This is a genomic window from Leptolyngbya sp. FACHB-261 (genome assembly GCF_014696065.1).
Lineage (GTDB): Bacteria > Cyanobacteriota > Cyanobacteriia > FACHB-261 > FACHB-261 > FACHB-261.
The window spans coordinates 787706-809536 of record NZ_JACJPL010000027.1; the positions used below are offsets into that span (position 1 = coordinate 787706).

Below are 21831 nucleotides of genomic sequence, written 5' to 3' on the forward strand. Positions count from 1 at the left end.
CGCCATGACCGAGAAATGCACGTCCAAAAAATGTATGCCCAAGCAATACACCCCCAAGCAATCCATTCAAGCCCTCATTTAGAAAACCCGCTCGAATTGACAACCTTTCGAGCGGGTGCGGTTTTGCAGGAAGGGAAGGCTTTAGCTCAGGCTCAGGTTATTCCTTCAAATTAAGCAAAGGTAATGGAGTCGAAGCTGCTTCTAAATTCAGCGAACGACAGGTCAATATAACCATCATTAGCATCACCACTGGCAGCTCGGCCATCGGTGCCCCAGGGATTGCGAACAACGATTCGTTGTTGACCGTTGCTGCTGTAGGCATTGGTCAGTGTATAGGCGTGGCCACCCATAATGCTGGTCGTCGAATTAGGGTTGTAACGGCCCAGTTCTACGGCTTGGTTAGACTGAAGCGCCATCGCAATTTGGTTGAATGAGACACTCTCAAAGCTGCCAGCTGACCCTTGGGCACCAAACTGGGCAGTTGGGCGACCAGTAACGTAGCTCAGGGAGTTGAAGGGGTGATCACCATTGCCAATCAAGTTATAACCCGGTTGGCCTTCGTGCCATTCCCGCCACTGAGCATAGGCGCGTTCTACCAAGGGAGCCCAAAGTACGTTGGCCACATAGTTAGGATTCACGCTCCCGTTCGCGCTAGCGCCGAACAGGTTGCCGTTGAGAGTCGCTAGGCGGCGATCGACCGTTGTATACTCAGCGCTGCCATTAGAGAAGAAGCGCATGGTGTAGGTGCTGTCTCCGTTGTCTGTGATCATGTTGTTGATCACAGCACTCACGCTGTTACCGCCAGCATTGGCAGGCGTGAAGGTTGCTGCCAGAGCCGCGAGGAAGGCACAATCGCCCAACTGTCCCTGGTCGATATCGCCGATTTGCGCCTGACCTGCACTGCCGAACAAACTGCCCTGAACGTGGCTATAGATCAGTGCTGTCTGATTAAACTGAGCGGTCGGTGCTACTGTGCCCAAGAACCAGCGTCCGACTAAATTAGACTCGAACTGGTTAGCTGACATATTGGCACTGGTGCCTACAGCCACTTGGTTAGTGAGCCAACGCACTGGCTCAGTCAGATTGAAGCGAGCGCTGTTGTTGACCAGAGTTTGTAAGTCAGTTCGCTCGTTGGCATCAATAACTGAGCCGTCTTCTATGTTGCGAAACAGAGCCAGCATGTCATTGCGATTGAGCTGACCATCTGAGGCTAAGGTCCGGGTCTGATTGATAACGCCTGTGTCTAGCAGGTTCTGGCTAAACCAATCATCAGTTGGAGCACTCGTAGCTGAAACATTTGCAGCCGAGGCATTCGTAGCGAGCCTGATGTTGTAACCCGTTTTGGTGCTACCGAAAGAGTTCACCCGGATGTAGTAGGTACCGGCATCCAGATTGCGGTTGATTGACTCAGCTAAGGAGCCACCCTTAACTGAGCGGGCTATCTCGCCACCGTTGCTGCCAAGCAGACGCAGATCCGCATCTGCCCTCAGCTTGGTGAGCGCAAGATTAACGCTACCGCGTTGTAGTAGGTCGAAGCGGTAGAAATCATTAACGTCTTTGCTACCGATGGACTCATTCCAAACACGATTGTGGCTAGAGAAGGAACCAAAGTGTGAAGCAGAGCCCCGATGATTACCGGCATCAGGAGCGCTAGTTTGCAGGTTCAACTGGTAACCGGTCTGAGCATCAGCGCAGGCATTGACTTGAATGTAGTAGGTGCCTGCTTCTAAGCCACGGTGGCCAATTGCTTCAGCCAGTGTTCCACCCCGAACCGACCGGGCAATTTCTACACCGCTACCATTGATCAGGTGCAGGTCAGCGTCTGCCGTTAAGCCCTTGAGAGAGATTTTGATACCGCTAGCACGAGTCAGGCGAAACCGGTAATAGTCGATCGGGTCACTGCTATCGACCAAGTCGTTCCGGTTTTTAGTAGCGCCATGGCTCTGCTTACCAAAGTTAAGGGCCGTCGCCAAGCTGTCATTGCCGTCGCTTAAGGCTGAGGCAGCGCCAACAGTCAGGCTAGGCTCAGCGCGTAAACCTTGCGCTGCATCACCGACAATCGTCGCTTCAGAGCTAAGACCGGTCAGGCCATCTCTGTTAGCTCCCGAGGTAGACAGGCTAGCAGTTTGGCTAGCGTAGCCATTGGTTAAGCTGTCCCAGGACTGACCAGCTAAGTTGGAATTGATTAGCTCAGCGTTGTCAACATTTTGATCGAGCAGGCTAATGGAGCTAAAGCCTACAGCGTCTCTTGTACTGGCGCGCTGGGAAGAGAACAAGCCTAATTCTGTCGCTGAGTTACTATCGAGCCCAGAGATCCCGGTCTGGAGAGGAGACAAATTAAGAGTTGCGTTAAGTCCGTTATTAGAATCTTGTGTGTGCAATTCGTTTAACATTTGCCTGCCTCTCCTCTAACACTGAGCCGTTTTTGCTTGGGATGAGCCCACGGTTTAATTAACTTGGATGAACTTGTTTGGTAAGTCTTTGCTGCGAACCAACCGTTCTTCCTAAGCCTTAATCTACTGGGGAAAGCATCTAAGTTAGAAGAGCGACTTGGCCTAAACAACTACGCACACAAGCCTGGCGTAGATAACTACAGCGACTTGGCTTAGACAACTACGCAGATAAGTTTGGCTTAGATAACTACGCAGATAAGCTCAGCAATAGTGTGAGCGTCGTCACTGACCCAATCAAAACTGACCCGATCAAAACTGACCTGATCAAAAAAGGCGCTTGAGCTAGAAAAACTAACCCAAGCGCCACAAGTTAATCAGAGAGGATTTAGAGAGAAGCAATCTGGCGTAGATTGCTAGGCAGACAGGCTGAGCGTGTAGTTGGTATCGCCGCTAAATTGATAGACCTCAGCAATATAGTTGCCCGATGACAAGAAGGTATTGATCGACTCTGCAACACTGCCTGCCCGGGCAGACTGACCCAAGACTTCACCCGAATCGAGAATGCCATTGTTGTTGCCGTCCCGAACCAAGCGAATATCCGCATCTGCGCTCAAGCCACTTAGGGAGAAGTTGACGTTGCGACCAGAACTCAGGCTAAAGCGATAGGTATCGATGGTGTCGCTGTTGTTGACGGCGTCGGCGAAAGTGCGAGTGCCGCTTAGCGCGCCCACATTCACCTCAGTCGGCAGCAGATTACTCGGAGACGTGGTGGACATCTTCAAGCTGTAGCTGGTGTCACCACTGTGTTGGTAAACCTGAGCGATATAGCTGCCCGCAGCTAGGGAGCGCAAGTTGATTGAGTCGTCAGCAGCACCGCCACGGGCTGAGCGAGCAAGCTCCTCACCAGAATCAACGATGCCATTGTTGTTCCCGTCCCGGATCAGGCGGACATCAGCATCAGCACTCATTCCTGTCAAGGACAGGTTGAAACTGCTGGAGGCTCCAAGACTGAAACGATAGGTATCAGCAGTGTCATTGCCATTAACCAAGTCGGAGAAGGTCTGGGTGCTGCTTAGCGCCCCAACATTCACCTCTGTCGAGACCAAATTGCTGGGTGTATAGGCTGCCGTCGTAGACATGTCCAGCGAGTAATTCGTGTTGCCACTGTATTGATAGACCTGAGCAATGTAGCTGCCTGCGGTCAAGGAGCGCAGGTTAATCGACTCATCAGCACTGCCACCCCGAGCAGCACGAATCACTTCCTCGCCAGAATCGATGATGCCATTGCTGTTGCCATCCCGGATCAAGCGAACATCAGCATCAGCGCTCAAACCGCGCATCGACAGATTGAAGTTGCTGCTGGTGCCGAGGCTGAAGCGGTAGGTATCAGCTGTATCGGAACTGCCAACAGAATCAGCGAAGGTGCGAGTGCCACTCAACGCGCCTACATTAACCTCAGTGGGTAGTAAGTTGCTAGGGTTAGAGTTAGACAACCGCAGCGTGTAGTTGTTGCTAGTATCACCACTGTAGCGGGAAACCATTGCTAGATAGTTGCCAGTTTCCAAAGAGCTGAGGTTAATTGATTCGTCAGCGTTGTTGAACCTTGAGGAGCCTAAGACATAAGTGTCCGATGAATCAAACACCCCATTATTATTGCTGTCGCGATAGAGGCTAATATCAGCATCGGCACTCATACCTGTTAGAGAGAGATTAAAACCGCCAGCGGTACCAACGCTAAACCGGTAGAAATCTCTGTTAAAAGTCGGACTAACAAAGGTGGAGTTAGAGTAGGGCTGAGAAGCGAGTGAGCCAGCGTTGTAATATGTATCCGTCATCGTCCTATCCCTTTAACACTCTAAGCTTTTGGTGGGCGGCGAGTCATTAGTTGACTTGCTTGTGTTCAACAATAAGGTTCAGCACCTTCTAAAAGCAGCCAGTTTTCCAGCCAACTGCTTTGCCGAAAACAGCCATCTCTCTTACAGACAACAACTCAACTAATTACAAGAAGGAGTAATAGATTCATCAATTAAACCTGTAAAGCTAGAGGTTTGCCCATATGGGCAAACCTTTAGTGATTACTTAGCTACTAAAATGACAACAAGAGCGTTAAGGCAGGCTTGAAATAAAAGACTAAAGAGCCTGGTGTCGCCGCTGTGCCCGCTCCAGCAACCTCTTGAGATTTGCTGTGCTTGGACATAGTAAAGGGCGCTCCGCCTGAGCCTCGGGCGCAACGCGAATATCCAAGCTGCTAGACATAAAGACTCGATTCAAGCAGTCGTGTAAGTCTTGGGCTCGCTTGCAAAGTTGACGGTATGTATGCTGTGTCGGGCAGACAATCACTAACTTGGGAGGAAGACCCGAAAGGCTCCATTGGCAAGGGCTCAAGAGACTTTTGAGGGAACAATTGAGACTGGTGTAGAAAAGTTGAGAAAGGCTGTAAGCTTGCATGGGTGCTTAGTCTAGCTGGTTCCAGTGCGCTGGGGCTGGCTTGGAGGGTCATCAGTTGCAATTGAGACCGTCCATTCTTCAGTTGTGGCCTGAATCATGATCAATGACCTCGTTCGAGAGTCATAACTTTAATCATCAATCTGCTCGCACTCAAGCTGAGAAGTTTACTCGAACCGCTACTCATTACTCTCGGCTCATCTGCAAAACAGGGGAAAACCAAGATTTAATTAATATGAAAGTGTGATTTCCAACACAAAAAGCTCTCGCCCCAAACAACTTCGTCTAAATCACTTTTATCTTGAGTGAAACTGGCAGATGCAAAGGCAGAAGATCTAATTGATTTGGATAGTACTCTACAACCAATCCAAAGTAATTAATCAGACCAACCAATTGATTTAACTATCAATAAACCTTGAGCAACAAAGCCGCTTTTGAGCCAACACACCGAGCAACCACCCTGACTAGCCAAAATAGGGCAAAGGGCAAAACAGGACTTTCTATTAATTTTTCACAAATCCTGAAAAGTTCAAGCAAATTCAAGAATCGTCCGGATCCGATACCTCGTGCTCGTATAGCCTGCTGGAGGAAGTTGTCATTATCACGAACTGCGGTATAGAAAATCACTCCTATGGCTACTTCTCCACTGAGAGTTACGGCATCTGTGACTAGCACTCCAGTGCCTTTACCGCAGGCTCAACCGCTTAAGCAACTGATTCAAACAGAATGGGCAGCTTGGCAACGAGGTTGAGTTTCGAGGGAGTTTTGACAGTCTGTGTACCCTGTGTTGTGTTCCCTGTTTCGGGTGTTCATCGGGCAGGTCAGGGGGGATAAAGAGCGAGTACAGTCAATCGCATCGGCAACAAAATATCAGGCTCAATCTCAGTCCCTCTGGCTTCGGACACTGAGCAAACGGCTGCCTGCTGCTACATCTTGGGCAGGCCGGTTCGAGTGCCGTCAGTCGATCAGGTAATTGAACTTCGAGAAGCAGCTTGTCATGCACAATTCAGCCGCACGTCGGACCCGGAACTACACTCTGGGCCTTACTTTGAACCTACTCTATGTGGCGCATGCGACTCCTGGGCAGGCCGCGGAACTTATCAGCGCACGCAGCGCTGATTCCTTTGTTGATTCCATCGGTTTCAACACTCACTTCACCTACACCAACACGCCCTATGTTCAGGACTACAGCGAGGTTGTCAGGCCCCGTTTGCAGGAATTGGGTATCCGTCATATTCGTGACGGCGTTGTGCCCGAGCGCATGGATTACTACGAAAGGCTAAAAGATTTAGGTAGCATCGGCATTCGCTCCACATTGATTTCTGGAACCGATATTGACCCACAACAAACGGTTGCGATTGCCAAACAATTGGGCAGTGCTCAAGCCGCTGTTGAGGGGCCTAACGAGTACGACAACAACCGAGACAACCGAGATCCGGCATACTGGGTACCTACGGTTCGAAACTACACTCAACAATTGCACAACGCCTTCAAAAGCGACTCAGCCACAGCCAATATTCCTATTCTTGGCCCTTCCTTTGTTGGCGGAGAGGCTAGCGAGTTGGTCGGCGACCTGAGTCCCTGGGTGGACTACGGCAACTTTCACCCGTACAACTACCCTGACCACCCAGGATCGGGAGGGCATCTCAACAACGAGATTACAAGGCGCTCGCAACCCTTCAAAGGCAAACCGATGATTGCGACGGAAGCTGGTTACCACACGGGCGGCCCTGATTCCGATCGACCCATTTCTGAAACGGCACAGGGCAAATATCTACCTCGGCTATTCCTTGAGCACTTTAATCGAGGGATCGAGCGAACCTTTGCTTATGAATTGCTCGATCAATGGTCTAAGCCTAATGACCGCGAGGCTAATTTCGGGATCCTACGCAATGATGGTTCACCCAAACCGGCATTCAACGCGATCAAGAATCTAATTCAGTTACTCAGTGACCCTGGCGATGAATTTGCCTTGCAATCCTTGGATTATGTGCTTGGTGGGGATACCACCGACATCAGTCAAACTCTCCTGCAGAAACGCAATGGCAACTTCTACTTAATTCTTTGGCAAGAGGTAGCCAGCTACACACCGTTCAGCCGGGAGCCGCAGGTTGGTACTGACCTTCTGGTTCAGGACAAATTGGTAACCCTGACACTCAACAGTCTGATCGGTCAGGCTATTGCCTACGAACCTTTCAGCTCCTCTAATCCCATCACCGCATACAAAAATCCCCAGGAGATTAATCTCAGTGTGGGCGATCATCCCCTGGTTCTTGAACTCATTCCAGGCTGGATCAAAGACATCGTTTCCAAGCCCGTACAATCTCCTGTCCCAACACCTGATGTGCCTACTGATCCACAAGGTGCAACTGAAATTCCTGCCCCCGCATTACTACCTGGCCTCATTGGTTTGAGCTGGCGGATTATGCGCAAGCGTGGCTCTTCTGATGAGATTCTGGCTGAGAATTCAGTGAGCAATGTGGCGTTTGGCTAGCTCTTAGCAATTGATTGACAGCTAGTGCATCTCAGTTGAGCAATTGGCGCGACAGCAATCGAGTCGCGCCAATTGCTGTAATTCAGGTCGTCCGCGCATCTTTCCCTATTGGGCACGACATCCGCACTACAGCTTAATTTTGTAAACCAGCATTAAGACTTCATTTCTACAACTCTCTCAACCGAGGCTAGTCGCGTGCTTATGCTTACAAGTACAAAAGAGTTGAACACAAAAGAGCCTAGAGGTTTTAGTCCCTGTAGAAACGCTTGTAAGATGCTGTAGAAATTGATAGAGTAATCTGCGTTTGGTTAACTGTAGGTTTGATTCTCAATCTAAGGTCAAACTGGAACTGATACAGTGAGCGTCTGGATTCAGTAGCACCAGCTACAGTCGTGTCCCAGTTGATCAAGCATGTTCGTAGGGGTGAATCCCAGTTCACCATCAGCCGATTTCAGGGGAGCTAAATGAAGGAATCTCATCACCTCTTGCACCGGCTAGGTAGTATTAAGCGCCGCAAATTTATCCAATTCGGATCCCTTGCTCTGGGTAGTGGTCTCTTGGCAGCTTGTTCTAATGGCAATACAGCCACTACCACAGGCACAGGCACAGCAGCAACTCCATCGGCCATTCCCGACAAAGTAAGTTTTGGCACGAATTGGTATGCCCAAGCTGAGCACGGAGGCTTTTATCAAGCCGTAGCAACAGGGATTTACAAAGATCATGGCATGGAAGTCACGATCAAAATGGGGGGCCCTCAGGTCAATGGCACTCAATTGTTGATGGGAGGTGTGACTGACTTCTTCATGGGCTATCCAGCCGATGCGATCAAGGCAGTTGAAGAAGGCATTCCCAAAGTCACAGTTGCCGCAGCTTTTCAAAAAGACCCTCAGGTTTTAATTGCCCATCCCGAAGTTGGCAACGACACGTTGGCCAAACTCAAGGGCAAACCAATTTTGATTTCCTCAGCCGCTAACACAACCTACTGGCCTTTCTTAAAAGTGAAGTACGGTTTTAGCGATACTCAGAAACGTCCTTATAACTTCAACCTTGGGCCTTTTCTGGTCGATAAGAATTCCGTTCAGCAGGGTTACCTCACATCCGAGCCTTTTGCCGTCGAAAAGGAAGGGGGCTTCAAGCCTGTAGTTCTATTGCTAGCAGATAGTGGCTACACTCCCTACGCAACAACAATCGAAACTCGCAAAGATCTAGTCGAGAAAAACTCCGATTTGGTACAGCGATTTGTTGATGCTTCAATCAAGGGTTGGTACAGCTATCTAAATGACCCAGCGCCGGGCAATGAGCTAATCAAAAAAGACAACCCTGAAATGACTGATGAGCAATTGGCCTATAGCCTTCAAAAACTGAAGGAGTACGGCATTGTTGGCTCTGGCGATGCCGAAAAGCTGGGAATCGGTGCCATGACCGAAGAGCGCTGGAAGTCATTCTTCGAGACGATGGTGCAAGCCGGAGTGTACAAACCTACAACGGATTACCGCCAAGCCTTCACGCTGGACTTCATCAATAAGGGACCAAACGCCTACAAATCTTGAGCCCGTAAACTTGCCACTTGCCCTTACGAAATGATGCGAAATGAAGAGGGGCTCAGTAGGCACTTAATCGGTAGTCACCCAAGGGTTAAGCATTGAGCGAGCCGGATCCTGAACTCGCTCTGGAGACCGACTTCTGAGCCAACCTCCGCATCAGCCCTGCAAGCGAGTCAGTGCCAAGATGGTCTCAGTCGTTCTCAGTTACGGTTAACGCCTGAAGGTTCACGCATGAATACACGTCCCGCCATTCAGCTCAGTGACGTTGATAAGGTCTATGCCAACGGTACTGTTGCGCTTCGGGGCGTGAACTTGACGATTGGGCGCTCTCAATTTGTCAGCCTGGTTGGCCCTTCAGGTTGCGGCAAAAGCACGATCTTGCGTTTGATTGCCGGGCTGGGGCAGAAGAGCGCAGGCGATATTCAGCGTTGGCAGCCAGAGGATGTAACAGAGCCGTCATTGCATGAATTGGCCTTCGTCTTTCAAGAAGCCGCCCTAATGCCCTGGGCATCAGTAGCCGATAATATCCGCTTGCCCCTAGAACTCGCCCGAGTGCCTCGTCGGGCTGCGAATACGGCTGTACGCGAAGCGATTGGGCTGGTTGGTTTAAGCGGCTTCGAGCGGGCCTATCCTCGGGAGTTATCGGGGGGAATGAAAATGCGCGTTTCGATTGCCCGTGCCCTAGTGACTCGGCCCACAACCCTGCTCATGGACGAGCCCTTCGGCGCCCTTGACGAGATGACCCGTAGCCGCCTCAATAGCGACTTACTAGAACTGTGGCAGCAGAAGCGCTGGACGATTGTGTTCGTCACCCACAATGTCTACGAAGCTGTGTATTTGTCGAATCGAGTGGTGGTAATGGCGGCTCACCCCGGTCGGATCACAGCAGATATTCCGATTGAGGCGGCCTATCCGCGCACCGAAGAGTTTCGAACTTCATTGCAGTTCAACCAATATTGCCGACAGGTTTCTGCCTCCTTAGCAGGGGTATGGGAAGATCCATTACCGAGTGGAACCACTCGCCATTCACGAGATGTCGCCCAGTCCTGAACCAGGCCCAAAGAACCAGCGCGGTAGACTCTAAAGGGCATTTTGGATTTTTGCCTGAATTGCCCAAGAGTGCCCAAGATTTCTCAAGTTGGTTAGCCGCAGCATGCGCTTCTCCCGGTGGTTTCGCTGGCTACCCCAGCTCGATGTCCGTGTTTGGATTTTGTTTGTTGGGCGACTGGTATCGCAGACTGGCACTGGCTTTACCTTGTTTTATGCCGCGATATTCTTTGTCAATCAAGTTGGACTGACCCCCACCGAGGTTGGCGTTGGTTTAGCGGCAATGTCGGTGTCAGGGGTTGGCGGTCGCATCGTTGGTGGCTCAATGGCTGACTCCCCACGCTGGGGCAGACGGCCAACCTTGTTGTGGTCCACAGCGATCTCTGCTGCGGGAGCCTTGCTGTTTGCCTGCGCCAACGGCTTTGTCAGCTTTGTATTTGCCAATCTAATTGCAGGCATCGGGCAAGGACTATTTTGGCCAGCAGGGGAAGCAGCCATTGCCGATATCACCACCCGTCAGCAGCGCAATGAAGCCTACGCCCTCACGCGTCTGGCGGACAACTTAGGCCTGGGAATTGGGGTGGCCCTTAGCGGCTTAGTGATGTCGTCAGCGGCCCATCGAGCAGGCGGCTCGCTCAATCAGGTTTACCGCACTCTATTTGTGGTCGATGCTGTTTCCTTTGTGGTGTTCTTCGCCGTGGTTTACTTTGCGATCACGGAGACCCGCAAGAAGTCTGAGTCCGCTCCAGGTCAACGAGGCTGGATTGTGGCCTTGCAGGATCGTAGTTTGCTAGTCTTTGCCGCGATCAATGTCCTATTCACTACCTACCTGGCCCAAATTAGCAGCAGCCTGCCGCTCTATTTCAATAACTTCATCGAGTTTCCGCCAGAGATTATCAGCTTGCTATTTACCGGGCACATCGCCCTAGCCGCTGTAGTTCAACTCCCCGTGGCTCGACGTCTCAATCGCCTGAGCCGTACCGATGCCCTGTCGTTATCTCTGCTGTTGTGGGCAGCTGGGTTCAGTCTAGTTTGGGTCAGTGCGCTCTTGCCCTCTGCCGAGCTGCTCCTGGCCGTTCTGGCACTGGTTCTCGCTTCGTTCGGCATGGTAACTTACAACCCCTCGGCATCAGCGCTGGTGGCCGATTTGGCCCCGGCTCAACTGCGTGGTGTGTACTTGTCGATCAATTCCCTGTGCTGGGCAGCAGGCTATGCCGTGGGGCCCTTTGTCGGCGGTGTTGTATTGGACCGGCCTCAGCCTTGGCCCAATCTGTTGTGGTTGGGACTGGCGCTGAGCGCGGTTGCGGGTTTACTTGGGTTGCAGGAATTACAGCGGATTCTGCCTGAAGCGATGAATCGGGGCTACTCTTCTACACGTCCCTGATGCCGGTTCTGCTGAGATAGGCTGGAGGTCTCGCTGAAGCGAGTCGTTCTTTCCAGCCTCTTGTTGCGATGACTGCCACGCCCCCCCCGCGCCCGAAGACCCCCAAAAAGCGCCCACCCATGATCTCCTGGCTGCTGTTTGGCGTGGCAACTGCCCTATTTGTGAACAGCTTGAGTGACTTCCAACGCACTCAAGTCAAATCAATTCCCTACAGCCAGTTCATTGAGGCTGTCAAGGACAACAAGGTTCGAGAAACTGAGATCACCGACGGCTTGATCCGAGGCTATTTCAGAGACTCGGCTTCGCCTACCACGTCAGCCAATGATCAGGCGACAGCTCCCTCTGGGACGTCAGGCCCAGGGCCAGCACCATCCGCAGAGCCTAGCCCAGAGCCAAGCTCAGCATTAACCCCAGTCCCGACCCCAACAGCCGCTCCAAACCCACTGCGGGCTGAGCGTCGCCAACCGCCAGATTTCGTTACGGTGCCCCTTGAGGACCCGCGTTTGCCCGCCCTGCTAGATCAGCACAACGTGGAATATCGGGTGTTGCCGCCAGAAGTTAACTGGTTTGGGGTTCTGCTCAACTGGCTGGTGCCACCCTTGCTATTGATCGGCGGCTTCTGGCTACTGACCAATGCTCAGGGACGGGGCACAGGGGTGATGAGCATTGGCAAGAGCAAAGCCCGCCTCTATGCAGCAGACGATGCCCAGCGCACTCGCTTTTCTGACGTGGCCGGGGTAGATGAGGCCAAGGCCGAACTTCAGGAAGTCGTTGATTTTCTCAAGTTTCCTGAGCGATACAGCCAGCTCGGCGGCAAAGTGCCCAAGGGTGTGTTGTTGATTGGCCCCCCTGGTACCGGCAAAACGCTACTGGCCAAAGCGGTGGCCGGTGAGGCGGGAGTGCCCTTCTTTGCGCTGTCTGGCTCCGACTTTGTCGAGATGTTTGTCGGCGTAGGCTCAGCGCGGGTCCGCGACCTATTTGCTCAGGCGCAAAAACAAGCACCCTGCATTGTTTTTATTGATGAACTGGATGCTCTGGGTCGCTCCCGGGGTGGCAATCCTCTGGGCAGCAATGAAGAGCGCGAGCAAACCCTGAACCAACTCTTGGTGCAGATGGATGGCTTCGCCAGCAATAGCGGCATTATTTTGCTGGCAGCTACCAACCGCCCTGAGAGCCTGGATCCGGCTCTGCGGCGCGCTGGTCGCTTCGACCGACAGGTCTTGGTTGACCGCCCAGATGTCTCGGGGCGGGAGGCGATTCTCAAGGTCCATGTGCGCGAGGTCAAGTTAGCAGAGGGCGTGGATCTAGCCAAGATTGCGGCTCGCACCCCCGGTTTTGCTGGTGCAGATCTAGCCAACCTGGTGAACGAAGCCACTTTGCTGGCCGGGCGCAACCAACGCTCAGGCGTGATGATGACTGACTTTGAAGAAGCGATTGAGCGGGTAATCGCAGGCTTAGAGCGTAAGAGCCGGGTACTGAACTCTAACGAGAAGGTAGTGGTGGCTTACCACGAAGTCGGCCATGCCATTGTTGGCGCCCTGATGCCAGGAGCGGATCCTGTCACCAAGATTTCGATCATCCCACGAGGTGCATCCGCCTTGGGCTACACCCTACAGTTACCCACCGAAGATCGCTTCCTGATGGAACGGGAAGAACTGCTGGGGCGCATCACTACTCTGCTGGGCGGCCGCGCTGCCGAGGAAGTCACCTTTGGGCGCATCACCTCTGGGGCCAGCAATGATATTGAGCGGGCAACTCAGACTGCCATCTTGATGGTCACCCAATTTGGCATGAGCAAGCTGGGGCCGGTGAACTACGAGCAGGACCAAGGGGGCTTTCTCGAAGCCTCGCAAAAGCGCCGCATGGTCAGTGAGAAAACTGCTCAGGCCATTGACCAGGAAGTCAGCCAGATCATCGACGCCTGCCACCAGCGAGCAGTGGCAACCCTGCGTGAAAACCAAGCCCTGCTAGTCGAGATGGCGGAACACCTGTTGGAGCGGGAAATCCTGGATGGGCCCGATCTGCTGGGCTATCTCAAGCGTTCCGTGCCCCTACCCGCTGCCAACAGCTGAAGGACTGTAAGAAAAGCTTCAGACTTCCTTAACAACTGACTGGATGACAAGCTACTCTAGGAGTATTTCTACCCTTTCTGTCGACATCCCGTCCTCCCAGGCAGACCTTGACGCAACCGCCCTTCCCCTTGCCTCCAGGCGTGCAAGAGCTATCCGCAGTGGGACAGCAGCCCGACTCTGTCTTGAAGTTGCTGCTGTTTGTTGATCGGCGCCCAGGTGCACAAGAACTGATCCGGCAAGCCCGCTCACTGTTGGAGCGTTTGGGCTCTGGCTTGCAAATGGAATTGGAAGTTGTCGACATTTGTGAGCAGCCCTACCTAGTCGAACACTTCAAGCTAGTTGCAACCCCTGCCCTGGTCAAAATCAATCCGTCACCCCGCCAGACCCTAGCTGGCAATAATCTGGTTTACCAGATTGAGCACTGGTGGCCTCGTTGGCAACAAGAGCTGGTTGAAGCCAGCTCCGATGGCGCGAGCCTCGACCAAGGCAAACGCGAGGCTGATTCGCTGGCGGCTTCGGCTCAGGTTCTGCGTCTATCCGATGAGTTGTTTCGGCTGCAGCAGGAGAAAGAAGAGTTGCAGCAGCAGTTGGCTTTTAAGGATCGCATCCTGGCGATGCTGGCCCATGACCTGCGCAATCCTCTGACCGCCGCTTCGATTGCCCTAGAAACCATTGAACTGAGCGGTGATCGCCTCACCCCTCAATTGATGGCCCAGATGGTGCGCCACGCTCGCACCCAAACCAAGGCCATGAACCGCATGATCACCGATATTTTGCAGGCGGCGCGTGGCACCAGTGCAGAGTTTACGATCGCGGCCTGCCAATTTGACATTACACACTTATGCAAAGAAGTTTTATTGCACCTGCGCAACCGCTTCGATAGTAAGCAGCAAACCATCGAAGAGGATCTACCCACCGATCTGCCCCTGGTTTACGCCGACACGGAGCGTATTCGGCAAGTTCTGATCAATCTGCTCGACAACGCCAGCAAGTACACCCCAGCCGGTGGCACTATTCAGATGCGAGCCATGCATCGAACCACTCAGAAAGTGCAAATCAGTGTGGGAGACAACGGTCCTGGCATTCCAGAGGAAAACCGAGAGCGAATTTTTGAAGACCAATTCCGCCTCAAACGCGATGAGGCCCAGGATGGGTACGGCATTGGCTTGTCGCTGTGCCGCCGCATTATCCGCGCGCACTATGGCCAGATTTGGGTTGACTCGGTGCCAGGCTGCGGGAGCTCCTTCCACTTCACTCTGCCTGTCTTTGATCAGAAACGCTCTACCCAGTAGGTTGCCCCAACCCTGGCTATCGCGTTAATGGCCAGGCAAATGCGTTAATAGCTAGGCAACTACGTACACCATATACATAGGCAAACCTGCTTCGGGATCTGTTTCCAGATCAATTCAAGACTTCTCAAGTCTGCATAATTTCCCTTTCTACGTGGATATACCATGTCACTGAGGCAGAAATTTCTGTGCTCTGGTGAATGTTCGGATCCATTTGGAGAGGCAGCGAGTTATGACGTCTCGAGCCCAATTCTCTGCCTCGCGGCATCTGGCTGGCTTGGCAATGATCTCGCTGGCTTCTGCCGCTGCGTTGATCAATGTCTGTAAGTATCCGCTCCTGACTTCTCTAGGCTTAGCTCCCTCTGTACCAGTGCTCTACGACTGGGGAGGTTTAGCAGCAGTTGAAAGCTATCTAGAACAGGTGAATGTCAAAGCCCGGGACGACGAGGGGAATACACCGTTGCATTGGGCCGTTCTCTTCAACATTGATCAACGAGTTGCTCCCTTAGTAGCCCGCGGTGCGGAGGTCAACGCTCGCGATGCGGAAGGCGATATGCCCCTGCATCTGGCAACTACCCAAGGCGCGCGGCTATTGGTCGCTCAACTGATTGCTGAGGGAGCCCAGGTCAACGCCAGAGATCATCAGGGCAATACGCCCCTGCATCTGGCAATCCGCCATCGACAAACAGGGGTTGCAGCGTTTTTGCTTAATCACGGTGCTCAGGTTGAGGCTACAGATCGCCAGGGCCTCACACCCTTGCACCTCGCTGCTGAGCAGGGCAATGCAGACTTCGTCGCTCTGCTGCTCCAGCGAGGAGCTCAAGTTAATACCACTGACCGCAAAGGGAATACCCCGCTCAACATCGCAGCCCGCTTTGACCAGGAAGCCGTTGCTGCCTTGCTGCTGCAACGAGGGGCGCAGGTCAATAGTCATAATGGGCAGGCGATCACACCTCTGCATACCGCTGCCGAGAGCAGCAGTCTGGCAGTAGCCACTCTGCTCCTGAAGCAAGGGGCTGACGTCAACGCTCAAGACAAGCGGGGTCTAACCCCTTTACACTTGGCAGCGGCAACTGGCTGGAGCGGTCAGAAGCAGCTAGCCGCCTTACTGATTGACCACGGCGCTCAGCTTGAGGCCAAAGACCCTCAAGGGCTGACGCCTTTACATCAGGCAGCCCGTTATGGACAACGTAACGTCGCTGCGTTGCTGATTGCTCAAGGTGCCTCAATTAACGCCAGAGATAACCACGGCTTAACGCCTCTGCATGTTGCTGTTCGCTCGCGGGCGGAGTATGGCCAGAAGGGAGTTCCAGAGCTGCTGCTGGCTCGCGGTGCGGCGGTCAATGCACGGGACCAGCAGGGTGTGACGCCTCTCGGTTACGCCATCCACTCCAACCGTTATCGCCTCATCCGTCTGCTGAAGCAAAAGGGGGCAGTTCAGTAAGCCCTCTCAGCTGACACTATTCAATAGATGGTCAGTAGATGGCTTAGAAGATAACTCAGACAGCAATGGACAGTTTGGAGAAGCTCTAGAGATTCAGGCCAGGGTGACCTGGTTAGACTTGAGGCAACCAGTCACCCCATTCGATGTCACCTGCCTCTGATCATTCTGGATCAAACCAGGCACACCAGACCCCAGGCCAACCTTTACTGACGGCCATGGCAGCGCTGGTTTGGAGCGTCGTTTTTGTGGGCAACTGGTTAGTGCTTGGGTTGCTCGGGTATGTTGGCTGGCGACTGTTGCAGCCCTCATCCCAGTCGCCTCAGCCAAGCCAAACACAGATGCGGCGGTAATGCGGACTTATGGTACGTCTCAAGCTCTGGCAATGGATCGTGTTGGCACTGCCCCTAGCTTCGGTAGCGGCTTTCTTGCTGGTAGCTGCTGGCGTTCAGATTCAGCACTGGGGAGTGAGCTGGATTTGGGCTGTGGTAGTGCTGGTGCTGGCAGGCTGGCGCTGGCTGTTGGTGTACTGGCTGCGCTCACCCGTGGTTGTGGAGTTAGAGCAGGCTCTAGAAGCCGCAGAATCATCAGAACCTCTAACGGCCCTTGATCCAAGCGCTGCAAATACGAACGACCCAGCTGTGAAGGCTCAGCAGGTTATTCAAGCCACGCTTGAGCAAGCCCGCACTGACCCAGCGCCTTGGGAAGACTGGAGCATATTTTTTCAGCGTAGCCGCGAGTTGGTCGAGGGCATCGCCCGCATCTACTATCCCAATACAAAGCATCCGCTGCTGAATATCTACGTGCCTCAGGCTTATGCTCTGATGCAGGGCACCACCAATGATGTGGAGCGGTGGATGCAGCAGTTGGCGCCGGTGCTGAACCAAGTTACCGTCGGGCAAGCCTACCAGGCCTACCGCACTTACCAGCGCTTTGAACCCGCAGCCCGAACTGCTCTTCAAGTTTGGGATTGGGCGCAGTGGGTGTTGAATCCAGCCGCTGCTCTGGCTCGAACCGCCACCCGGGGTCAAACGGACCAAGCCCATCGCCAACTGTTGATCCACTTTGCCGACATTCTGCGAGCCGAAGTGTTCAAGAACCTGGGCACCCGTGCGATTGAACTCTACGGGGGCAAAGCTGCCAGTCCGATTACGATCAGTGCGCCGACTGCTCAAACTCAGACCCTGCGCGAGATTTTAGCCCAAGCTGATCCTGAGCGTGAAACCCGTCCAGTTCAGGTGATGTTGGTCGGGCGCACTGGGGCTGGTAAGAGCAGTCTGATCAATACGCTCTTTGATTGCGAACGTGCCCAGGTCGATGTCTTGCCCAGCACCGACCGCCTACAGGATTACCACTTTCAGGTCGAAGCTGAGGAATCGCTGATTCTATGGGATACACCGGGCTACGAGCAGGTGAATGGGGCTGAACTGACCGAGCAAGTCCTGGACCAGGCCAGCGCCATCGATTTGCTGCTCTTAGTCACACCAGCCCTGGATCCAGCTCTACAGATGGACCTCGACTTTCTGAAGCAGGTCCACAGCACAACCGGGGCAGAGCTACCTGTGATTGCTGTTGTTACCCAAGTTGACCGTTTGCGCCCGCTACGTGAATGGCAGCCACCCTATGACTGGCAGCACGGGGATCGCCCTAAGGAGCACTCGATTCGGGAAGCAGTCGAGTACCGGGCAGAATTGCTAGGGGAAGAGTGCCGCTCGATTTTGCCCTTGGTTACTCAAGATGCTACTAAGCAACGGTTAGCTTGGGGCACGGAAGCCCTTTCCTTGGGGCTGATGTTAGCGATAGATCCAGCCCGGCAGTATCGTCTAGGACGCTTTCTACGTGATTTAAATGCTCGCTCCCGCTCGGCAGGACAGATTATTGACCGCTACGTGTTTCAAATGCGCACGGCTCAGGGAATCACTTCTTTAGTCAAAAGCCCAGTGCTACATTTTGTCTCGCGTCTCACTACAGGCTCTAGCTTATTGGCAGAATTGCTGACTACTAAAATTCCGGTCGAACAATCGCCTGCCGTTGTCAGCAAACTGCAAATGGCCTACGAACTTTGGGCGCTGCTAGCTCCAGCCACTGCCGCCAATTTTGATCTCCTAGCTATTTGGCCCCTACTCCTGAATAATCCAGAACCCGCTGAAGTTAATGCCCGAGCCTTTGGTCAAACTTTAGTGGAACATTGGACCCAGTCCTACAGCGTGGATAAACTGCCGGAGCGTTTTCAATACTATCTGTCGCAGCAACTACCAGTTCAGCAAGCTCAAACCCGCTAGAGATTGGAAAAATTGATTAGGAGAACCTGAGAGACTCAACAATGCATAAACTGAACTTAAACGCAAAGGTTCAGAATAGGGTTCGCGAGTCGCTTGTTCGCCACTAACTTGAAGCTAGAAAAGACAAGCAAGAGCCCCTGACTTCCGTCAGAGGCTCTTCCAGTTATCTAAAAAGCTCAACAACTAAGCGCAAGGGCCTAGCGGATATTGCCAGAAGAACGGCCTACAACATCAGGCTCACGGTAGCGCACTGGCTCTTCCTTCTTACGAGCTAGACCAGCCAAGCCGGCCAAACCGAGCAGGCCAAGCCAGCCCCAGTCAAAGTCGCGATCGCCTTCAACGGGATCAGTTTCTTGCAGAGGAGTGGAATCCAGGGTGGGACTGTTGGGGTCAGTCGTGGTGTTGTTGGTTTGAGCAGAAACAGGCAGGGTTGAAGGCAGAACCGACAAGCTTAAGCTAAGAGCGCCAACGCCGACCAGCTTAGAGACATCAGAAAGTTTCATGACAAATTTTCCTCTTTTTTCCTTATTTGGCAACTCAGAAAACACTCAGGTTAGGCTACCTGAAAGCGCTATCAATTCAGCCAGTTAAATCAACGAACACTGCCTAGCTTATCGGTTGCTCTTGCCCTAGGTATCCATCCTCAGCCAGAAACCTAGTCTCCTCAAGGCTCTTACTCTGGAGATAGACAAAAACCCAGGTCAAAGCTGTAAAAACAGTTAGAAACAACCTGTTTTTTTGTTAGGCTCTTTGGGGTAAAACACTGCTTCTAATATGGATCCCGCTTCCACAGCCTCCCACCTTGAGAGCCAATATTCAGGCCAATACTCAGGTGAGACAAGCAGCGCTGACCATCGTCATATTCAGTTTTGCACTGATCCCCAACGCTTAGAGATTACTCAGCTACAGTCTCTGTTTAAAGTAGCTGCCTTTTGGGCGCAAGACCGCAAGGCAGAAGATTTAGTCCTTGCGTTAACGCACAGTAATCCAGTTGTGACTGTCTGGGATGGGGATCAACTAATTGGGTTCGCACGCGCAACATCTGATGGAATATATCGAGCCACAATCTGGGATGTTGTAATTCACCCCAACTATCAAGGCTCTGGCTTAGGGCGTAAGTTAGTGCAGACCGTTTTGGCCCACCCGCACGTTGCTCGGGTCGAACGGATTTACCTGATGACCACTCATCAGCAGGCGTTCTATGAGCGCATCGGCTTTACGGTCAATTCCAGTACAACCATGCTGCTCGTCAATAGCGCAGTCTGAGCCCTAACCTGATTCGAGGAATCACTCCCCAACGCGCCACGCTTCTAAAGCTTCGTAGGCGGGGCAGTAGCCCTCAGGGCTGACCTTGAAGCTAGACAGCGGCGACTCAGGATTCCAGCAGCGCTGACCCCGGAAAAAGCGGCAACTGCCACAGGAACGACCTGAGCCTGGGCTCGGTTCGGTCTCGCTTGAGGCACTCAGCAACTCTCGGGGGGTCAGCCCACGTAGCACTAACTCCTCACCTTGCCAACGAGCTTCAATTAAGCCAGTGTCAGCAAACATTCGCCAGCGGGGATCTTGCTTGATTTCCCCTGGTAGGTCCAAAGAAACCAGCTCATCTAGTTCGGTTACTTCACCCTCATAGCGAACTTCAGGCAGAGCCTGAGCGGCAGGCGTTGCTGCATAAAAACTCTCGCCGATCGGCAGTTCCACTAGAAGCCCAGGATTGGGGGTATGAATTTGATAACGGTTACGCAGCTCATCTAGGTTGGCCAGATCACTGAGATAGGTCTCCGAGCCATGCACAAACACGACATGCTGAGGACGTAGATTGTGGATCAGTTGGGTCGTGCTAGACCCGTCACAGTGGTCACCAAGCAAGTAAGTTTCCACGCTAATCGGCGTATCGGTCGTGCCACTGCCCGAGCGAGAAGCTTGCAACCATGCTTCCCAACCGGCAGGCAGATTATGCTGACCGATGGTCGCTCGCCCACCTACCTCCCGTCCATCTGCCCGTCCGTTGGGCAGTTGAGGGAGCAACACGCGCCAAGACTGTCCAGGCCCCTCACACTGGCCTGCGGTGGGCAGATAATCACCCAAATCTGTGTACAAGTCGGTGAGGACTACACAAGGGGAACAGCCAAGGCGGGACCGCTCTTGGGGGCTGTTTACCCGGCGGACCCTCGGCTTAATACGCTCATCCCAGAACAACGGTTGATGCTGAGCAAAATTCTGCACCGAGGCAGGCAGGTGAGACAGGATTGCCAGATAGGAATCGCAAGCCTCGGCCACCTGGCCATCCACCCAGATATCTAGCTCCCGGCCTGTGAAGTAATGGTGGCTCCGCAGCAACATCAACACTTCTTGCCCAGGTCCTAGAGTGGGTAAAGGCAGGAGCACAGACTGACCCGCATTAATTGCCTGATGCACCCGTTCCGCTAGCTGATTCTCCTGCACGCGACGGTGCGGATGACGAGCCGTGCCGTAACTGCCTTCGAGGATCAGCACGTTTGGCGATAGGGTGCGCAAATTCTCAAGCGGCAATCCCTCGACCAGACGAGTATTGGAAAGGAAAAAGTCGCCGGTGTAAAGTACCGAGTAGGTCTGCGGTCCGGCATCGTAATTCAACAAGATGCAGGCAGCGCCGGGTAGGTGCCCTGCAGGCAAAAGTGCCACGGTCAGACCTGGTCGAACTTCGACCGGCGTTTGCCAGGGTAGAGCCTGACACAGACCCACTCTACTTGCCTCTGAGTCGGCACCAGACCAATTCAGAGGCAATAGGTGGGTCGTAACCTCACTGGCATAAATCGGCAGCTTGGGACGAGCTTGATGCAGGGCTAGCACCCCCCGCGCATGGTCAGGGTGCGCATGGCTCACTAGAACCAGGTCTGCCATGACCTCGTCAAGCAAGCTCAGATCTCGCAAACCGCAATCTAGCAATACTCGGTGGGGGCCCAACCGCACCTGAAGGCAGATCCCCTGGTCTGCATGACCAACAGCTAGAGGTAAACACGCTAATTCCAACACAGGGAAGCCGGTCGTTTGCCATACTCAGACTGTGTACTCAGAGTATGGCAGAGTCGGCCCTTTGATCCATCTTTGATGGATTAGGTCTGAGTTTTCTGAACTTGCCTAGAGAGTGACCTGCCGGGGCAGGTCCGAACTGAGCCTGGCTCACCCGTCCAGCTAGCAGTGTCTAGCTGAGTGAGTCACGCCCCACAACTGCCTCCACAATCGCTCAGGAAACCCGAGGGCTTCGAATCTGGAGCTTTATGGTTTAGGCAGGGGCAGGGGCGGGGGGCATGGAACTAGTGGGCTGAGCCGTTGCCGTGGTAGTTGTCGGTATCGTAGAAGCCGTTGCGGGTGCCAAAGAAGAGGCAACTCACCACAAACGGAATCAGTAAGCTTAACAGCACGAGTTTGGTATCCATTGGTGTTTTCCTTATTGCTTTACC

15 protein-coding genes are annotated in these 21831 nt (G+C 53.2%); 10 read left to right on the forward strand and 5 right to left on the reverse strand.

Going from position 1 to position 21831, the window contains the following annotated elements:
• Positions 1–170: 170 nt before the first annotated feature.
• A complete protein-coding gene (locus tag H6F94_RS23195; protein ID WP_190804588.1) occupies positions 171–2393 on the reverse strand; it encodes a pre-peptidase C-terminal domain-containing protein in 2223 nt (740 codons plus the stop codon).
• 413 nt (positions 2394–2806) lie between these two features.
• Positions 2807–4228, reverse strand: a complete 1422-nt coding sequence (locus H6F94_RS23200; RefSeq protein WP_190804589.1) for a pre-peptidase C-terminal domain-containing protein — start codon at positions 4226–4228, stop codon at positions 2807–2809.
• A 1607-nt stretch (positions 4229–5835) separates the two neighbouring features.
• Between H6F94_RS23200 and H6F94_RS23205 the strand changes: the two genes are divergently transcribed.
• The 9 genes from H6F94_RS23205 to H6F94_RS23245 all read left to right on the forward strand — a co-directional run bounded on the left by H6F94_RS23205 (position 5836) and on the right by H6F94_RS23245 (position 18391).
• Entirely contained in the window at positions 5836–7332 is a 1497-nt protein-coding gene (locus tag H6F94_RS23205) for a PTPA-CTERM sorting domain-containing protein (protein ID WP_190804590.1), read from the forward strand.
• Between the two features lie 464 nt (positions 7333–7796).
• On the forward strand, positions 7797–8882 hold the full coding sequence (locus tag H6F94_RS23210) for an ABC transporter substrate-binding protein (RefSeq protein WP_190804591.1): 1086 nt from the start codon (positions 7797–7799) through the stop codon (positions 8880–8882).
• Positions 8883–9107: 225 nt separating this feature from the next.
• Complete coding sequence (locus H6F94_RS23215) at positions 9108–9926, forward strand: ABC transporter ATP-binding protein (protein WP_190804592.1); 819 nt, start codon at positions 9108–9110, stop codon at positions 9924–9926.
• A gap of 103 nt (positions 9927–10029) precedes the next feature.
• Positions 10030–11307 (forward strand): MDR family MFS transporter, encoded by a 1278-nt coding sequence (locus tag H6F94_RS23220; protein WP_190804593.1) that lies wholly within the window; start codon positions 10030–10032, stop codon positions 11305–11307.
• Positions 11308–11375: 68 nt separating this feature from the next.
• Positions 11376–13379: an ATP-dependent zinc metalloprotease FtsH gene (ftsH, locus tag H6F94_RS23225; protein WP_242041343.1), complete on the forward strand. Its 2004-nt coding sequence runs from the start codon at positions 11376–11378 to the stop codon at positions 13377–13379.
• A 107-nt stretch (positions 13380–13486) separates the two neighbouring features.
• Entirely contained in the window at positions 13487–14671 is a 1185-nt protein-coding gene (locus H6F94_RS23230) for a histidine kinase (protein WP_313949360.1), read from the forward strand.
• 229 nt (positions 14672–14900) lie between these two features.
• The gene (locus H6F94_RS23235; RefSeq protein WP_190804594.1) at positions 14901–16112 is read left to right on the forward strand and encodes an ankyrin repeat domain-containing protein; all 1212 of its coding nucleotides are present in this window, start codon (positions 14901–14903) and stop codon (positions 16110–16112) included.
• A gap of 143 nt (positions 16113–16255) precedes the next feature.
• Positions 16256–16462, forward strand: a complete 207-nt coding sequence (locus tag H6F94_RS23240; RefSeq protein ID WP_190804595.1) for a hypothetical protein — start codon at positions 16256–16258, stop codon at positions 16460–16462.
• A gap of 9 nt (positions 16463–16471) precedes the next feature.
• The gene (locus H6F94_RS23245; RefSeq protein WP_190804596.1) at positions 16472–18391 is read left to right on the forward strand and encodes a GTPase family protein; all 1920 of its coding nucleotides are present in this window, start codon (positions 16472–16474) and stop codon (positions 18389–18391) included.
• Between the two features lie 197 nt (positions 18392–18588).
• On the opposite strand, the gene H6F94_RS23250 is transcribed toward H6F94_RS23245, so the two are convergent.
• Positions 18589–18894, reverse strand: coding sequence for a WGxxGxxG family protein (locus tag H6F94_RS23250; protein ID WP_190804597.1), 306 nt, complete (start codon positions 18892–18894; stop codon positions 18589–18591).
• 271 nt (positions 18895–19165) lie between these two features.
• Here H6F94_RS23250 and H6F94_RS23255 point away from each other — a divergent pair, with 271 nt between their 5' ends.
• Complete coding sequence (locus H6F94_RS23255) at positions 19166–19657, forward strand: GNAT family N-acetyltransferase (RefSeq protein ID WP_190804598.1); 492 nt, start codon at positions 19166–19168, stop codon at positions 19655–19657.
• A 21-nt stretch (positions 19658–19678) separates the two neighbouring features.
• On the opposite strand, the gene H6F94_RS23260 is transcribed toward H6F94_RS23255, so the two are convergent.
• On the reverse strand, positions 19679–21403 hold the full coding sequence (locus H6F94_RS23260) for an MBL fold metallo-hydrolase (protein WP_313949361.1): 1725 nt from the start codon (positions 21401–21403) through the stop codon (positions 19679–19681).
• A gap of 281 nt (positions 21404–21684) precedes the next feature.
• Positions 21685–21807: a DUF8629 family protein gene (locus H6F94_RS33090; protein WP_277878147.1), complete on the reverse strand. Its 123-nt coding sequence runs from the start codon at positions 21805–21807 to the stop codon at positions 21685–21687.
• Positions 21808–21831: the final 24 nt, after the last annotated feature.

Bases quoted from the DNA above. Each gene is read 5' to 3' on its own strand.
- H6F94_RS23195 (WP_190804588.1), bottom strand. From the start codon at position 2,393: ATGTTAAACGAATTGCACACACAAGATTCTAATAACGGACTTAACGCA.
- H6F94_RS23200 (WP_190804589.1), bottom strand. From the start codon at position 4,228: ATGACGGATACATATTACAACGCTGGCTCACTCGCTTCTCAGCCCTAC.
- H6F94_RS23205 (WP_190804590.1), top strand. From the start codon at position 5,836: ATGCACAATTCAGCCGCACGTCGGACCCGGAACTACACTCTGGGCCTT.
- H6F94_RS23210 (WP_190804591.1), top strand. From the start codon at position 7,797: ATGAAGGAATCTCATCACCTCTTGCACCGGCTAGGTAGTATTAAGCGC.
- H6F94_RS23215 (WP_190804592.1), top strand. From the start codon at position 9,108: ATGAATACACGTCCCGCCATTCAGCTCAGTGACGTTGATAAGGTCTAT.
- H6F94_RS23220 (WP_190804593.1), top strand. From the start codon at position 10,030: ATGCGCTTCTCCCGGTGGTTTCGCTGGCTACCCCAGCTCGATGTCCGT.
- ftsH (WP_242041343.1), top strand. From the start codon at position 11,376: ATGACTGCCACGCCCCCCCCGCGCCCGAAGACCCCCAAAAAGCGCCCA.
- H6F94_RS23235 (WP_190804594.1), top strand. From the start codon at position 14,901: ATGACGTCTCGAGCCCAATTCTCTGCCTCGCGGCATCTGGCTGGCTTG.
- H6F94_RS23240 (WP_190804595.1), top strand. From the start codon at position 16,256: ATGTCACCTGCCTCTGATCATTCTGGATCAAACCAGGCACACCAGACC.
- H6F94_RS23245 (WP_190804596.1), top strand. From the start codon at position 16,472: ATGGTACGTCTCAAGCTCTGGCAATGGATCGTGTTGGCACTGCCCCTA.
- H6F94_RS23250 (WP_190804597.1), bottom strand. From the start codon at position 18,894: ATGAAACTTTCTGATGTCTCTAAGCTGGTCGGCGTTGGCGCTCTTAGC.
- H6F94_RS23255 (WP_190804598.1), top strand. From the start codon at position 19,166: ATGGATCCCGCTTCCACAGCCTCCCACCTTGAGAGCCAATATTCAGGC.
- H6F94_RS33090 (WP_277878147.1), bottom strand. From the start codon at position 21,807: ATGGATACCAAACTCGTGCTGTTAAGCTTACTGATTCCGTTTGTGGTG.